This window comes from Paenibacillus sp. R-74696 (genome assembly GCF_055814915.1).
The window spans coordinates 60,113-76,389 of the sequence record NZ_JBPULM010000025.1 but is presented as its reverse complement, the minus strand read 5'-3'; the positions used below and the strand labels follow the sequence as shown (position 1 = coordinate 76,389).

At 36.5% G+C, this 16,277-nt stretch carries 12 protein-coding genes and 2 pseudogenes; 11 read left to right on the top strand and 3 right to left on the bottom strand.

Translation table 11 applies throughout. The features are described from left to right. Positions 1–459 precede the first annotated feature (459 nt). The 5 genes from ACSR9A_RS07765 (at position 460) to ACSR9A_RS07745 (ending at position 6,920) form a co-directional block, all read left to right on the top strand. Positions 460–1,515 carry a DNA cytosine methyltransferase gene (locus tag ACSR9A_RS07765; protein ID WP_473756517.1) on the top strand — a complete coding sequence of 352 codons (1,056 nt, stop codon included), beginning with the start codon at positions 460–462 and terminating at the stop codon, positions 1,513–1,515. Further along, the gene (locus ACSR9A_RS07760) at positions 1,512–3,479 is read left to right on the top strand and encodes a hypothetical protein (protein ID WP_473756516.1); all 1,968 of its coding nucleotides are present in this window, start codon (positions 1,512–1,514) and stop codon (positions 3,477–3,479) included. The genes ACSR9A_RS07765 and ACSR9A_RS07760 overlap by 4 nt, the downstream gene beginning before the upstream one ends. Continuing rightward, positions 3,469–4,326 carry a hypothetical protein gene (locus tag ACSR9A_RS07755; protein ID WP_473756514.1) on the top strand — a complete coding sequence of 286 codons (858 nt, stop codon included), beginning with the start codon at positions 3,469–3,471 and terminating at the stop codon, positions 4,324–4,326. Before ACSR9A_RS07760 ends, ACSR9A_RS07755 begins: the two co-directional genes overlap by 11 nt. 11 nt (positions 4,327–4,337) lie before the next feature. After that, entirely contained in the window at positions 4,338–5,087 is a 750-nt protein-coding gene (locus ACSR9A_RS07750) for a DUF6339 family protein (RefSeq protein WP_473756512.1), read from the top strand. A 156-nt stretch (positions 5,088–5,243) separates the two neighbouring features. Next, complete coding sequence (locus ACSR9A_RS07745) at positions 5,244–6,920, top strand: DNA cytosine methyltransferase (protein ID WP_473756511.1); 1,677 nt, start codon at positions 5,244–5,246, stop codon at positions 6,918–6,920. 142 nt (positions 6,921–7,062) lie between these two features. Here ACSR9A_RS07745 and ACSR9A_RS07740 read toward each other — a convergent pair whose 3' ends face one another. Continuing rightward, positions 7,063–7,395, bottom strand: a complete 333-nt coding sequence (locus ACSR9A_RS07740) for a transposase (RefSeq protein WP_473756510.1) — start codon at positions 7,393–7,395, stop codon at positions 7,063–7,065. A gap of 51 nt (positions 7,396–7,446) precedes the next feature. Next, positions 7,447–8,124, bottom strand: coding sequence for an HhH-GPD family protein (locus tag ACSR9A_RS07735; protein WP_473756509.1), 678 nt, complete (start codon positions 8,122–8,124; stop codon positions 7,447–7,449). 123 nt (positions 8,125–8,247) lie between these two features. On the opposite strand from ACSR9A_RS07735, the gene ACSR9A_RS07730 reads away from it, so the two are divergent. From ACSR9A_RS07730 to ACSR9A_RS07705, 6 genes and pseudogenes are all read left to right on the top strand, one after another. Next, positions 8,248–9,663, top strand: a complete 1,416-nt coding sequence (locus ACSR9A_RS07730) for an ATP-binding protein (RefSeq protein ID WP_473756508.1) — start codon at positions 8,248–8,250, stop codon at positions 9,661–9,663. Further along, entirely contained in the window at positions 9,660–12,398 is a 2,739-nt protein-coding gene (locus ACSR9A_RS07725; RefSeq protein ID WP_473756507.1) for a Z1 domain-containing protein, read from the top strand. The genes ACSR9A_RS07730 and ACSR9A_RS07725 overlap by 4 nt, the downstream gene beginning before the upstream one ends. Beyond that, positions 12,388–13,332, top strand: coding sequence for a PD-(D/E)XK motif protein (locus tag ACSR9A_RS07720; protein ID WP_473756506.1), 945 nt, complete (start codon positions 12,388–12,390; stop codon positions 13,330–13,332). Before ACSR9A_RS07725 ends, ACSR9A_RS07720 begins: the two co-directional genes overlap by 11 nt. A gap of 11 nt (positions 13,333–13,343) precedes the next feature. Further along, positions 13,344–15,380, top strand: a complete 2,037-nt coding sequence (locus tag ACSR9A_RS07715) for an AIPR family protein (RefSeq protein WP_473756505.1) — start codon at positions 13,344–13,346, stop codon at positions 15,378–15,380. A 19-nt stretch (positions 15,381–15,399) separates the two neighbouring features. Beyond that, a pseudogene (locus tag ACSR9A_RS07710) lies at positions 15,400–15,564 on the top strand (23S rRNA (uracil(1939)-C(5))-methyltransferase RlmD); the annotation flags it as partial. Beyond that, positions 15,549–15,752: pseudogene (locus tag ACSR9A_RS07705) on the top strand (IS30 family transposase); the annotation flags it as partial. The pseudogenes ACSR9A_RS07710 and ACSR9A_RS07705, both read left to right, overlap by 16 nt. Before the next feature lie 24 nt (positions 15,753–15,776). Here the strand turns inward: ACSR9A_RS07705 and ACSR9A_RS07700 are convergent. Continuing rightward, positions 15,777–16,247, bottom strand: a complete 471-nt coding sequence (locus ACSR9A_RS07700) for a hypothetical protein (protein ID WP_473756504.1) — start codon at positions 16,245–16,247, stop codon at positions 15,777–15,779. Between the last annotated feature and the right edge of the window lie 30 nt (positions 16,248–16,277).

Here is a 16,277-nt window from a genome sequence, read left to right as displayed (position 1 = left end):
AAAATATTAAAGTTCATGTTAGTTATGAACGACGCTTAAAGAATAGAGCTAAAGCAATAGAGAAACATGGGACGACTTGTAAAGTCTATGGGTTTAACTTCAATGAATTTATGGGAGTGACCTGGCACGACATTTTATTGAAATTCATTCACTACTCTGATATCAAGAATAAGTGAGGAACAAAATATAGAACCCGTAAGTGATTTAATTCCTGTATGTTCTACTTTTCATAGTTTAATTTATCGCCAGAGGGACATAGTTTTGTCAGTAGAAGAAGTATTAATAATAAAGATTTCTCGAATTGAACAGACCTTTTATTAGAGTCTTACAAAGTTTTAATCTTTTCCGTCTTAACTTTGCCTTTCTATATGCAGATGTCTTACATTTTCTCTGAAACTCATCTATTATTAAATATAGTATCTTACAAGTGAATGAAATATTATTTTGGAGATGGCATCTTTGGATTTGATCAAGCAAAATCAATATACGGTAGGTAGTCTCTTTGCAGGAATTGGTGGATTCTGCCGGTCATTCAAGAATGAAGGATTTAATGTAGTGTGGGCGAATGAGCTGGACAGCTTTGCATCTCAGACATATCGTCATAATTATCCGGAAACTAGACTGATGGAGAAATCCGTAGAAGAACTTTCGGTGGGAGCTGATGAGCTGGTGCCGGTAGACGTTCTAACTGCTGGGTTTCCGTGTCAGTCTTTTTCCCTTGCAGGTAACAAACTTGGGTTTAAGGATCCACGAGGACAGTTGTTTTTTGAGATTGTTCGTTTGATAAAAGAGTTTGGTGAGCGAAAACCTAAGATTATTGTATTGGAAAATGTGAAAAATTTGATTTACCATGATGATAAAAGCACTATTAATACAATTGAAGAAGAGCTTAAAAGGGCTGGTTACTGGTTCAGAGTTCCTCTAGATCAAAAAGGTAACTTGATATCGCAACGTAGTAATGCAGTAGTCCTAAATACTAAGGAGCATACAGATATCCCACAAAATAGAGAACGTTTATACATGGTTGCTTTTTCGCAGCAGCATTTTAAAATGAATACGTTCAAATTTCCTAATACTGTAGAAGAGATGAACGATGTAAGATCATATCTTGATATACAGCATAAAGCGGACGAAGAATATTATTTTGACGAAAACAGTAAGTATGGTAGGATGTTTGCCGATAAAATAGCTGAAGGAAATGAGGATTCAGTTTATCTGCTGCGGCGTGCATATGTACGTGAAAATAAGAGTGCTGCTGCTTTTACTCTGACGGCTAACATGGGTGAAGGTGGGCATAACGTTCCTGTAATTAAGGATGATTGGGGAATAAGGAAGCTATCACCTATTGAATGTGCTCGGCTACAGGGATTTCAAGATTCTTTTTTTTCTTTTCCAATAGGAATGCCTAAAGGTAAGCAATACAAGCAGGTTGGCAACGCAGTCACAGTTGACTTAGTGCAGAAGTTGGCAGCGGAATGCAGAAGAAATTTAGCTGAGCAGGGAGCAAGACTATGATAAATTGGAATTTTCCACCTAACAACTACGGACAAGTTACTGGGCTAAATGATGCGGGTATTGAAACATTTAAGGGGAACCCATGGGATTCACTTGCCCGAGAGATTAATCAAAATTCGTGTGATGCTAGAGTTTCTGGAAGCATCGAACCTGTGAGAGTAGAGTTTGAAATTAAAGAACTTCCAGCATCTTCCTTCCCTAGAAAAGACGTGTTCATCAGTGTTCTAAATCAAAGTTTGGATTATTGGAAAGAGAATGAGAAAACAGTTAGCTTTTTTGAGCAGGCATTAAACGTTATGCAATCCGAAACAATCAGATTCCTGAAAATAAGTGACTACAATACTACTGGACTAACTGGAGCAAATCAAGGCCATCACGGAGGGTGGCATAATCTAATCAAGTCGGTGGGTTCCTCAAACAAAGATTCCAAGTCTGGGGGCTCCTTTGGTATTGGAAAACATGCCCCTTTTGCATGTTCAGATCTTAGGACAGTTTTTTACAGTACTAAAGATCTACATGGAATTGATGCGTTCCAGGGGGTGGCCAAGCTGGTCACTCATTTTAATGAGCAGGGGGAACCCACTCAGGGAACGGGTTATTATGGACAAAAAGAGAAAAATGAGCCAATACTTTTTAAAGAAGAAGTTAATGAATTTTTCAGAAGAGATGAAGTTGGGACTGATATATTTATAGCGGGATTCAATGCGGAAAAGGATTGGGAGACTAAAGTCATTCGCTCCGTTTTAGAAAGTTTTTTCGTTGCCATCTTGGATCAGAAATTGATAGTGAAAGTTGGAAAAACAGAGATAAACGCCGAAACGCTACCTAGTATACTGGGCAAATACACTAAGGAGGAATTAGACTGTTTATCATTTTCTTATTATGAGGCTTATACTCTGTCTAATACTTCCAAATTTGTACTCGATAACTTTCAGGATCTTGGGGAGATTCGAATGTACATACTGCCGGGAAAAGATGCACCTAAACGAGTAGCAATGGTCAGAAGTACAGGGATGAAGATCTACGATAAAGGTGGCTTTCGAACTCCATTTAAATTCTCCGGTGTATTGATTGCAGATGGAGACAAAGTTAATGAATTTCTTCGGAAGATAGAGCCTCCTACACATACTGCATGGGAAGCTGAACGGCATGATGATCCAAATTATGCAAAAGGGATCATAAAAAAGTTATATGGTTGGATGAATGAGCAGATTAGATCAATTTCGCTTGGGGATGCTTCTGAAGAATTAGATGTTGAGGGGCTGAGTGATTATCTCCCTGATAAAGAAGATGACATTAACTCGGCTCCTGCATTAGCCGAAGAAGAGGGAGAAAAAAGTGAGCCCAAAGAAATTGAACTTCAAGTAAATTACCGGCAGAGCAAGCCGAATACTATTAACATAATAAGTGAGGGTGATTTGCCAGGCTATAACCACCAACAAGAGGCAGAAGAAAGCAAACTTGATTCTAGTATGGATTCAGATATTAATAATGTAGAGTCGTTTGATAATAATACTGAACACAGCAATGATGAAAAGGGAGAGGAGAAGGGTTTCGAAGAACATAACCAGTCTGACTTTAATCAAGACAATAAATCGGATAAAGAAAATAATAATGAATTGGAACAATTAGGAGACGAAGAACAGCTACAGCCTAAAGTAAATAAAAACCTACGTATAACTCAATCTAGAATTTTTTGTACTGATCCTGCTAAAGGGACGTATAAGATGACACTTATGTCCAACGAGGAAGGATATGGATATGTTGGAGTTAATATTATAGGGGAAGTAGGAGGCGAGCAGGCTAAAGTACATTCGGCTGAGCAGTTTGAGGAGAATGTGCATATAGAGAATGATGTGAAGATTGGTCCAGTACGTTTCGATAAGAACGAGCGAACAGTGATAACTTTTACGCTTAAGGAACCGTTGCGGTGCGCTCTGGAGGTGGCTATCTATGCAAATTAGTTCTAGACAGTATCCGCATCCTGTACTTGCGTATACTTCCGATGATTTTATAAATAGCGATTTTCAGGCTTCCCTTAAAAATATTAAAACTAACAGTTTATATATTTTTGATGCAAATTGCGTCACAAGCAGTGACGGGATAAACCATCTTATAAAGAATCATAAGGCTAAGTTTGCATTTCATTTTGAATGCCAAACAACACGTTATCGCAAAGTATTCTCCTCGTTCGATAGTGATTTTACTTTCAACCTTCCTGCCCAAGATATTGAAGGGAAAGTGCAAATCTGTGCATTTATTATAGCTATTGAAGATATAGAACATTATGAACTACCGGAGTTTCATCCTGACTATGAAGGCTACAGCTTTCAAATTAGTAAGGGAGATATTCTTGCTATCGATGCTGAAAGATCATTTTTTGCTGAAAAAGACATTGACCCATTAAAGATAATTCCGTCAATTTTCTCTATTCAGCCTAATCGTAGTGATTACGCTCAAGCTATTGAAGTAGATTCCTCCGGAAATAAGATTATTATTAAATTGTCCGTAGAAAACTTTGATTATTATAAATCTATTTCCTTAAATTCCAATTTTCAACCTATTCTTTCTTCGTTAATTGTTATTCCAGCTCTAGTATCTATTCTTGAGACGCTAAGACATGAGGAGACAACTCTTGACTATGAAGAGTGCCGTTGGTATCAGGTTATTTTGCTAAGACTAAAGGATTTTGGAATAGAATTAAGTTCTCACAGTTTTGAGCAGGAGTCTACAATCTCCATTGCACAGAAACTGATTGGGGATCCGCTTAGTCAGTCTTTTTCAGCATTAATGAATTTAGAGGAAGATTGAGGTGCTAAAGTTTGAATTTACATTATGTAAGCGATAGTTCCCTAGATGATATAAAATCAAATATAAAACATAATATTTCGTATTATTCTTCTAACATCCCTTGGTTGGATCAGTATTTTGGTTCTGAGTCTTGGAGTTTTCCTTCAAAGATACGAGTAGAGGATATAGACCTACACATGCCAATAAGTTCAACTGTTCATTTTGACTTGGAAAATACTAAAAAGGTATATTCTACATTAAAAGATATAACTTTAATTCAAGCTTGCGATGAGAGAATGTGGACGTATTTAGCTCATCAAACTTTTTGGAATTATATGCGAGAAAGATGGCCAGTTGAAACCTATTTGAAAAAAGAAAAACCTGAAGATACGATAAAGGAACGTTATTTTTTTATGTCAAACAAAGGTAGAGCACTCGTTCGTAACGGAATTGCCCGACTATGGTGGTACGGATATGTGTCTTATGATGAGGAGAGGGAGGATCCTTTCGAACTTACTGCTATGCTCTTATCCAAGTTGGATATTGCTCAAAGTTTGCTTGAACGTGTATTCTCCGGAAATAGGGATATAACTCGAGCTGTGTTATCTGTTATTCATCAGAAAGATAAAATTGAAGGTATAGGAGTAAGTAGAAATATTTTCAGAAACTTAATGATGTATATTAACCAGCTGGGTGGAGTTACCATTCTTGATGCCCTTGATCGATCAGAACTAGAGAGATTAATTGAGAAAAAACTTAATAATCTCCTGTATGAAAGTTAGAGTCTGCCAATAGGCAGACTCTTTCTATGCTGGTCATTAACGTGATTTCAGAGTAGAATAAAATTCTTCTAAAAGTAATTGATTGTTTTTTGCACGTGAGTATGATAAGCTGCTTTTAATGGAACAGGTGTTCTTGATTGAGGAGGGTTCGAAGAAATGAATGGTAAGTTGCTAGCTGTTGATCTTTTTTCTGGAGCAGGTGGTTTAAGTTTAGGTTTTGTACAAACTGGTCAGATAAGAATAGCAGCAGCTGTCGAGAATAATAAATCAGCACAGCAAACCTATTTAGAAAATCACCCTGACGTAAATATGTATGGTGATATTAGAAATGTTGATTACAACCAAATATTAAATGAATGCAAAAATATGGGGGCAGTCAAAGTGAATATTGTTTTTGGAGGTCCCCCCTGCCAAGGATTTTCAAATGCAAACAGACAAAAGGCAGCATTAATCTCTGCTAATAATCAACTTGTAAAGGAATTTGTCAAAGCAATTGAATTGCTTAACCCAGACGGCTTTGTTATGGAGAATGTTAAGGAACTTAAGTCTAATAAGCATAAATTTTTCTTGTCTTCACATGATGAGCAGGAGGTTGATGAGCTTGGACTTCTACCATCGGAAGAGAAAGTTTCCTTAGGGGAGGTAAATACACTTAAGTCTGAGCTTTTAGTTTTTTTGAATGAGTCGTTACGTGTCTCTATTCCTAGTTATGTGATCGGGAATAAAGTTCTATTTTCTAAACTGAATCATTTATACAGAAAGAAAAATAAAGCTGAAGTATATCTCAAGAAAACTCGCCTCGCGATTAAAAGTTTCTATTGTAATTGGGAAAATCTTCATGAGTATTACTGGAGCCCAGAGTACAGAGAGAAATGGATGCAGCTGAAGGATCTATTACAGAATGAGGAAAGTTCATTAGAAGAGGTTTTCACATGTCTAAACGAAGTTATCGTTATTCAGCAGATTATCATGCGAGCTGGGGAGATTGAAACTAACGGGTTAAAAGCTAGTCAATTCTACTCAGAAAACAATGAAATCTTTATAAATCTTCAAACATATATTGTATTAGATTACTTGAAAGCAAAATTTAAAAATTTAGGTTATAAATTCAATGAGGATCAGTTGGTATTGAATTCAGCTAATTTCGGAGCTCCTCAGCAAAGAGAGCGTTTTTTCCTTGTTGGTGTAAGAAATGAATTGGTCAAAAATATAGAAGTAAAGCTACCTGAGCCCATTATTAAGAATACGGAACAATTCTATACTGTGAAAGATGCTATTGAGGATCTTGAAAATGTAGAGCCTTTAATCCTTATGGAGGAAGACCAACCTGTAGTTAAAACGAATATTCAAAATGTAAACCCATTGCTAAAATATTTACAGTCAGGATCTAAGGACGTTAGAAACCATATTATGACTGATACAGGGGAAACTGCACTTCAGAGATTTAAGATGCTTCTGCCAGGACAGAATTTTCACCACCTAGATGATTCTTATAAAGATACGTATTCTAATCCACAGCGAACTCAAAATACAGTGTATCTGCGACTGAACTATAACGCTCCCTCTGGGACTGTTTTGAATATCAGAAAATCTATGTGGATTCATCCTATAAAAAATAGAGCTGTAAGTATAAGAGAAGCTGCTAGGTTGCAAACCTTTCCCGATAGTTTTTTGTTTATGGGGGCTAAAGATGCCCAATACCAACAGGTAGGAAATGCAGTACCTCCCCTGTTAGGGAGAGCTGTTGCAGATCAGCTTCTTTATTATTTAGGGCACTCTCCTGTAAAGTCTCTGAAAGATGTAATTACACCACTAAAAACTGTTGATTTATAAAAATCCCTGTTCTATTTGGTCAAGACCCCATTTAGTAGACATTGAAAAACACCAAGGCAACAAGCTGGCGCCGGTACTCAACTAGGGTCAGCTTGTTTAGCTATCACTACACCCAATCTTCGTTTATTCGATTGTTTATCCTTCATTTGGTCAACCATGATGTGCTTGTAGTATGAACCTCCTGATTCAAGATTTGTAACCACTTTTTTAGAATGTCTACCTCTAACTGGAGGCGCCGGATCTCTCGTTCCTGCTCGGTTTCCATCCGATGAGGTTCTTCTCTCCTGTCCTCAAACGCTTCGTGACCGCTTTCGCGATATTTACTCATCCACACGTTAATCCGATCCTTGTCTTGTACACCCAAATGTTTTGCTATTTTTCGAAACCTCCAGCCTTCTTCGCTATGAAGGCGGATAGCTTCCTCTTCCAGTGACTTCGGATAGTGTTTAAACTTCTGTCCTTTGTTTGCTCGCATAAAAATGCACTCCTAGAATTTTATCGGATAAACCAGGGGGGATTCCAATATCTATTCTAAGGGGTACTTCAATTTGAGCAGGGATTCTTTTTTATAGTGAATACATTGAACATTTAGAAGGCATTCTTTGCACTTGGGGTTAACCGTTGTACAGATCATTCCAGCAAAGTCTAATACAGCTAAATTTGCTGTCCTGAAGTCAAAGTCGAAAACATACAAGTTTCTAATCTTCGAAGCAAGTAATTTGTCTGTCCTTGGACGGGGTTTGTCTGATTTGAGGTCAAAGTATCTTATAAATAATCTTATGACATTAGTATCGATGGGAACTGTATTTTGGTGATAAGCATAGCAGAGCACTGCGTTGGCAATGTAGTCTCCAACACCCGGTAATTTTATTAGTGCATCGTATTCATTAGGTACTTTTCCATTAAAATTAGTAGATATTTGGTTAGCTGTTGATTTAATTCTAGATGCGCGGTAAATTAGACCAATAGGACTAATTATTTCAATCAATTTTGATTCTGAAGCCTTAGACAGTTGTTGCACAGTAGGAAAACTAGAAAGTAGAGATTTATACACATCTTCAACCTTCCTTACATGGGTCTGTTGAAGTAAAAATTCTGCGACGAGTAAATGATATGGATTTTTGGTAGTGCGCCATGGATAAATTCTTTCATTTTGATTAAACCATAGCTTCAAAGTACTCCAAAAGAAGGGGATTTTTTTCATTTTGCACCTCATTAGCAGTATCTATATTAATGTAAGATTAAACTTTTACCGATTAATATAAGTATGAGCACTTAGGTATTACACATTTTGTGATTCGAAAGCATAGCGAAAAGGCGTGGATACATGAAAAAGGAAGTCATAAGTCCAAACATTAGAAATTTTATTATGTCACTTCGCGATGTAGGCTATACATTTGATGTAGCTGTAGCAGATATCTTGGATAATAGTATTGCAGCTGAAGCATCGGAAATAGATATTCTGATGCTCGGAGAGCCAGAGCTTATCTTTTGCATGCTTGATAATGGCAATGGAATGGCCACGACAGAACTAGTTGAAGCTATGCGACTGGGTACTAAAAATCCCAACGAAGAGAGAAGTGAGCATGACTTAGGCAGATTTGGTTTAGGATTGAAAACAGCTTCTTTTTCTCAGTGTAAACGCCTAACAGTGATTTCTAAAAAGAACAAAAAAACTTCAGTCAGACAGTGGGATCTGGATTATATCGCGAATGCAGACGAGTGGATTCTACTTGCACCGTCGCTTACTCAATTAAACAAGCTACCTTTGTTGAAAAAACTAAGAGACCAAGACAGTGGAACACTTGTTGTATGGCAAGGAATAGATAGCGTAAGTAAGTCCGAGTTATCTTCAGTTATTATGAATTTAAGGAGGCATTTGTCTCTTGTATTCCATCAGTTTTTGGAAGGTGGTCCTAAACAAAAGGCGATTATTATACAGATTAATAATAATCCTTTAGCACCATTTAATCCTTTTAATGTAAATCATCCTGCTACGCAGCAACTTACGAGTGAAAATCTTAAAATCAATAAATCGATCATTACTGTGCAGCCTTATATTCTTCCTCACCATTCGAAGCTGTCTCAGCAGGAATATGAAAAATATGCTACAGAAGAAGGCTATACAAAATCGCAGGGATTTTATTTGTATAGAGCCCGTAGGTTGCTGATCTATGGAACTTGGTGGGGGCTTCACCGTGTAAACGATGCTCACAAACTGGTTCGAATAAAAATTGATATTACGAATGATCAGGACAAGTTTTGGGGAATTGATATCAAAAAGTCAACTGCGAGCCCCATCTCGGAAATTAAGAATGATCTCAGAAGAATCATTCGTCAGGTAACAGAAAAAGGATCAAGGTTATACACTGGTAGAGGACGCAGAATCGAAGATAAGACGTCAACAAAGTTTTGGGAACTGGTTCCTCATGAGTCGCGTTTACGATTTGCATTGAATCAAGAGCATCCTCTCTTAGAAAAGCTGCAGGAAGAGCTGTCTGAGGATAATCGTAGGCTTCTAGATATGTACTTGAAAGGGCTGCAGGCCTATCTACCACTTGAATCGATTCAAGCGCAGCTGCAGCAGAATCCTTATGAGATTCAGCAAGAAGCAATGATAACAGAAGAAGATATTAAAGAGTTAGCTGAACGGTTGAGGGAAAAAGGAATAAGAGAAGAAACTATTCGGCGACTACTTAAAACGGAGATATTTAGAAATCGAGAGGAGTTATTTAACAAATGAAAAATAACAGCTATCAATCTATAAAGCAGTATGTATATGAAGGTTTAGAGGCAGTAGACGAGAAATTGCAGGTTGAAAGAATACACCAGGAAGTTGAGGAAACAAAGAAACAAATTAATGAGATCGGGTTAAATTCTTTTGCTAAGTTTTTAAGAGTAGTTTATTTAGACGAACTTAATATAAAAGATTGGGAAAGAATGAAAAGAGAATTAGAAACCGAATTCGATGTAGCAATGGAAAATGGTATTCTTGTACAAGGATTCGAACAGCAAAAACGCGATAATTCCTGGTGGACAGTTAAAGAAAAACAGAAAAATGAAAACTATTATTGGAAAAGATATAAAGAATACATGAGCCGAACTTTAGTACCCGAAGTTATTAAAACTACTGATGAAGATACAGATAATGTAATGAATAATATTGGAGATCCTTTTTCTGATTCTTTTAGTAGGTTAGGGATGGTAGTCGGGCATGTACAATCAGGGAAAACTAGCAACTATACTGGATTAATATGTAAAGCTGCAGACGCTGGATACAAGTTTATAGTGGTTATAGCAGGTTCAATGAACAACCTAAGAGATCAAACACAAGCAAGATTAAATGAATCATTTGTAGGAAGGGACTCAAATGGTTACATTGGAACAGGTAAATTTAGAGGCCTGCAATCAAATCGTAATCCTGTATCGTTAACCACTGCCAATTCGGACTTTAATAAGCGTGATGCTCGCATACAGTCGCAAGGCATGAGTTTTGATAACATTAACAGTCCTATATTAGTGGTAATAAAAAAGCATCCTAATTCATTGAAAAACGTGATTAAGTGGATAGATAGTCATTATAATGAGAAGGTTTCTAAACATGCTATGTTGCTTATTGACGATGAATCAGACTATGCTTCAGTAAATACTGCTACTGACGAAAAGCCTGCCACGATTAACAAGTTAATTCGGAAATTGCTGAATTTGTTTGAAAAAAGCTCTTATGTTGCCTATACTGCTACTCCATATGCAAATATTTTTATCAATCATTTAGCTAACAATGAGGAAGTAGGCTCTGATTTGTTCCCACGTGATTTTATATATGCATTAAAAGCACCTAAAAACTATTTTGGAGCACGGAAAGTGTTTATTGAAACTTATCCGCAGCACATAAGATTTTTAGAGGACTATGAGGAGTTTATAGATCCTAAACATAAAAAAGATGATGAATTGATAGATATACCTCAAAGTCTTTATAGAGCTATTAGACACTTTGTTATTAATATTGGAATTAGACACTTGAGGCAACAAGATAATAAACATAACAGCATGTTGGTTCATGCAACTAGGTTTACTAATATGCACCAAAAAGTAAGTGTATTTATTTATGATTACGTTACTAAACTTCAAAAGGATTTAGAGAGCTATGGGAATTTGTCTATGGAGATTCGACCAAAATGTCTAATTGATGATCTAGAAGAAACGTATAGAGAACAATATCTGCTTCTTGAATTTAGTTGGGAAGAAGTTTTGAGAAAAATAGCTAAAATAAGTGAAAGTATAATGGTTCGAGAAGTTCATAATGATTCTAAGTTACCAGTAGAGTATAGTGAAGAAATTCCAACAAACGCTATAGTCATTGGCGGAACAAGTTTATCTAGAGGCTATACATTGGAGGGCCTAAGTGTAAGTTACTTTTTAAGAAATACCGTCTATTATGATACTCTAATGCAAATGGGAAGATGGTTTGGCTATCGTAATGGTTACGAAGATCTTTGTTACGTTTACATGCCTGAAAAGATTGCTCAAAACTTTGCGACTATAATTGAAGCAACTGAAGATCTAGTAGAAGAACTAAACAGGATGGCTCGACAAAAGAAGACACCTAATGATTTTGGACTAGCTGTAAAGTTTCATCCAGATACGGGTCTACAAGTAACAGCAAAAAATAAATTGAAAAATAGCTTAGATACAACAATAGAAATGAAATTAGATGGTACTGCAAAGGAAACAAGCTGGCTACTTAAGGATGATGCTATCAATCGAGAAAATCTAAATTTAATTGAGTCTACTGTAAATACTCTTGTAGAAGATTATAAATCTAAATATGAAGAAGTTAAAAATAATCATTTGTGGAGAAATGTTGATAGAGATCTGGTACTTGAATTCTTAAATTCTTTTAGAGTTTTTTCTTCAGATCCATTTGGACTCAACTCTAGAATGCCTATTAAGTTTATAATTGAATATGCGCAAAGACAGGATACTAAATGGGATATTGCATTATATAGTGGTGGAGAAGATAGAGCATATAATATAAATGAGATTTTTATAAATAAAGAGGAAAGACAAATTTTAGTGAAAAATAATTATTATGAAATAGCTAATCGTCAGGTTTCATCTGGTGGCGCAGAGACTATTTCTTTACTAGAAGATGAATTAAGAAAACAGCTTAGGAATAAACGGAAGGAAGCAAGAGGAGAGATGAAAAATCCATTACTTATGCTTCATATTATAGATGGGAAAATAGTTGTTCCGAAACACGGTATTAAAAAAGTTAAAGGAGTTGAAAAAGAGGGAACATTTAATTTCCCTACTGGTGAAGAAGTAGAAGATCTAGCTGCCTTTGGAGTCAGTTTTCCCGATAAGCCAGGCGACTTCAGCAGAGTTGTAAGACTCAAGATGAATACAGTTGCTATTCAGGAAATGTGGGAAGAAGAAGAAGAGGAAGGAGAGGAATTTGCACTAAATGAAGAATAATCCATGGAAACAGATGAGTAGATTAGTTCAAAGGCGAGTTGATTTTAAAACTCCTCATAATTTGTATTGGATTACTGATTCTCAAAATAACTACGGTCTTTTAATTCAAGTGGAAAACTTTGTTAAGATTCGAGAAAGCAATATTGATTTGAAAGGCATTCAAATTATTAAAGATTGTTCTACGAAAGGAAAAATAGACCTATTTTTGATTTTGCAAAATCAACAAGATTGGGAGATTTTCTTTTCTCTCTGTGAAGACCTTATTAAAGTCATTTTAGAACACTCAGAAGGTACTGAAATGTTAATAGCAGTAGAAAAGCGTCTTAAGCGTTGGCAACAGCTACTTCAGCAGGATAAAAGAACTCCGTTTTCTATTGAAAGGCAGATGGGATTGTTTTCTGAGCTGTGCTGTTTAAAAGATGTTGCTACTCCAAAGTATGGAGTTCACCAGGCTCTTAAGTCATGGAACGGTCCTGAAGCTGACAAACAGGACTTCTTGCTGGACGATGCAGTGTTGGAAGTGAAATCGTACAGAACTTCTAAAGGAGATGCAGTTAACATCTCCTCTCTTAAGCAGCTGTACAGCGAAAAGAATTCGATTTACTTAGCAACCTACGCTTTAACGTCTTCGGAAAATGGGCAGTCGATTGAAAAGTTAGCAAATGAGATTAGATTTTCATTGAATGAACAAGGTAGCGCGGCCGACTTGGATTCTTTTGAAGCCAAACTTATTTCCTATGGGTATGCTCCTGAACTGATCAAGGAAGAATTAAACAGCTTTATTGTAGACAAACATCGTATATTCCACGTTACAGAAGAGTTCCCTAAGATTACACCTAAGAATGTTGTAGATTCTATTCTTTCAGTTACTTATTCGATTGAACTGACAAAATGCCAAAAGTTTGAAATCAGCTTAGAGACCTTTCTGAAGTGAGGGAATAAGATATGATTAGTTTAGAGGAATTCCATCAAGACTTTTTGCAAAGCATTTTAGTCGACGCGGAGAGCAGGGGATTAATGCGGAGTCAGGCTTTTTTTGAAAATACATGCGAGACTTTAGTCAGCATAGGGGAGCTTACTAGCGACTACACAGCCGCGGATTATACAAAGACTGGCATCGAAGTTCATGGTTATGATTATGACGAGACTAGAGAGATGCTCATAGTGTTGGTCCATCAGTTTTTCCAGGAAGATTATATCGAGACACTCAATAAGACGCAGATTACAACGAAGTTTAAGAGGCTGAGAGCTTTTGTGCAGAAAAGCCTGAGAGGGCTTCACAGAGAGATGGAAGAAACCTCAGATGCGTACTCTATGGCTTATAACATCTATCATTACGCTCAAATCAAGAAGATAAGCAAGATTAAATTAATTGTATTAACAGATGGGAAGATGACCAGGACTCTAAGCGAGTTGCCTTCAGAGAGAATCGATGATATCCCTACTGACTTAAGAGTTATTGATATAGAATATATTTATAAGATCAATCTTTCAGAGTATACAGACAATAACTTTGAAGTGAACGTCAAACTGCCCTGCCTGGAGATTCCGACCAGCGCTGAAGAGTATCAGTCTTATCTTTCATTCTTGACAGGTGATGATCTTGTAGGGATCTATGATCAATTCGGACAGAAGCTTTTTGAGCAAAATGTCAGAACTTTTCTCCAATTTAAAGGCGGCGTAAACAAAGGAATTCGAAATACGATCGAATACAATCCTGAATTGTTCTTTGCTTACAACAATGGAATCACTGCGACAGCCAGTGAAGTAGAGTTTGATGAACAGGGAAATATCGGTAAAATTATAGATTTTCAAATTGTGAATGGAGCCCAAACGACATCGTCTATTTATGCGGCTAAGAAAAATTCTAAACTAGATGTATCTAAAGTAACAGTACAAATGAAATTATCAGTAGTTAAAGACAAAGAAAAACAGTATGATTTTATATCGAAAGTGTCGGAATATGCCAATACTCAAAATAAGGTGAATAAGTCTGACTTTTTCTCTAATAATCCATATCATAAAGAAATGAAAAGCAATTCACAGCGTTTGTGGGCTCCAAGTGTAGCAGGATCACAACGCAGAACACATTGGTTTTATGAAAGGGTAAGGGGAGAATACCTTAACGAACAGGTATACTTGACAAAAGCAGAAAAAACTAAGTTTCAGCTCGAAAATCCGAAATCTCAACTCATTGACAAAACCTTTTTATCTAAGAGTGAAAATTCTTGGCTTAAAAGGCCAGATGTTGTTTCCAAAGGGGCACAGTATAGCTTTGCTTCTTTCGCAAATTACATCACAGAGTGGCTTGAGAAAGATAATCTTGCTATCACCGAAAGCTATTATAAAGATGCTGTAGCACGTATTATTCTGTTTAAAAATGTAGAGAAGATGATTTCAAACGCCTCCTGGTATGACGGAGGATTCCGCGCACAGACAGTTACCTACACTATTGCTTATCTGTCACAGCTAGCAGAAAAAGCAGAAAGCCACTTTAATTTTAATTTGATTTGGGAAGAACAGCAACTTCCAATAGAGTTAGTACCTATTATCAATGCCATAACAGAGAAAGTTTATGACTCCATCACTGATCCACCAGGCGGTTCAGCAAATATAGCACAGTGGTGTAAGAAACGTGAATGTTGGGAAAGAATAAAGAAACTTGATCTTTGTATAGAACTAGACAAATCACTTTTAGTTGAAAAGGAAAAGAGCAAATATATTAAGCGTGAAGCAAGGAAAGAGAAAAAGCTTACGAGTGGTATAGAGGTTCAGATTCTTGTTGTGAACATGCAGAGACAGGTGTGGATAAAAATGCTTGAACATTTCAAAAAATATCAATCAGTCAGTAATGTTACACGATTTCAGATGGATATTTTAGAAAAAATGGCGTTAGGTTCTTTAGGGGCTCCATCTGAGAAGCAAAGCAAAGTGTTAAATCTATTATATGAAAAAGCAATTGGTGAAGGAATAATAAGTTAAAGGGTATTAAATGTTATTTGTACAGTTTTCCATCTTCCCGCGTTCGTTCTATCAAGTCAATCCGGTGCAGACGGAAGTACTGTATGTTAAAACCGTGAAGTACGTAGGTCTGAGCAGCAAAGAAACCGTCATTGATGCCTATTGTGGCATCGGGACGATCTCTCCATTCCTTATTCATTCGGACAACGAGACACGTATGAAAATGCGAACGGACTGATAAGAGAGTTCTTTCCAAAGGGCTATGATTTCGCAGATGCTACAGAAGAGGAGTTAGCGTGGACTTTGTTCCTTATTAATAATCGCTCTCTAAAGTGTCTAGGATGGAAAACCGCATACGAAGCTTTTCAAGTTGACGTGTCGCAATTAGCTTGACAATCTGTCGAATGAAAAGGCTTGTTAGAACATAATACCGTCGAATACAAAAGAGTTATTCATTCTAAAAGTGATTTCCTCATGATTTTTCCAGTTCCAGCAGAACAGATTTTCATAAAAGCTATAGCTTACTTTTAATCTATTAAAGTTTAGAGATTGGGATATTTCTTTTCGAATTAAATCTAAGCGTGAATCCTCTAGCCATTTTTGCCAATGGTGCGGAAGAAGATAAGTGTGCGAATAAAATGACTGTAAAAATGAGTCAGGAAGCATCGAATCGTATTTCATTTGTATATAAGAATATATTTCGCCTTTTTTGCTTGATGATATCATTAAAGCATTGTCAAAATAAAAACAGAAAGCTACTAATCCATTTGAGCTCTCCGATTTATGACTTTTGTTGAACTGTTGGATTAATAGAAGGGTGATGTGCTCCTTAATAAATGAGTCTGGTTTAACATTGAAGATTTGTTCACTCACCGTTAGCCCTGGCATAGTATACCTCCTAAAAAAACACTATAACAA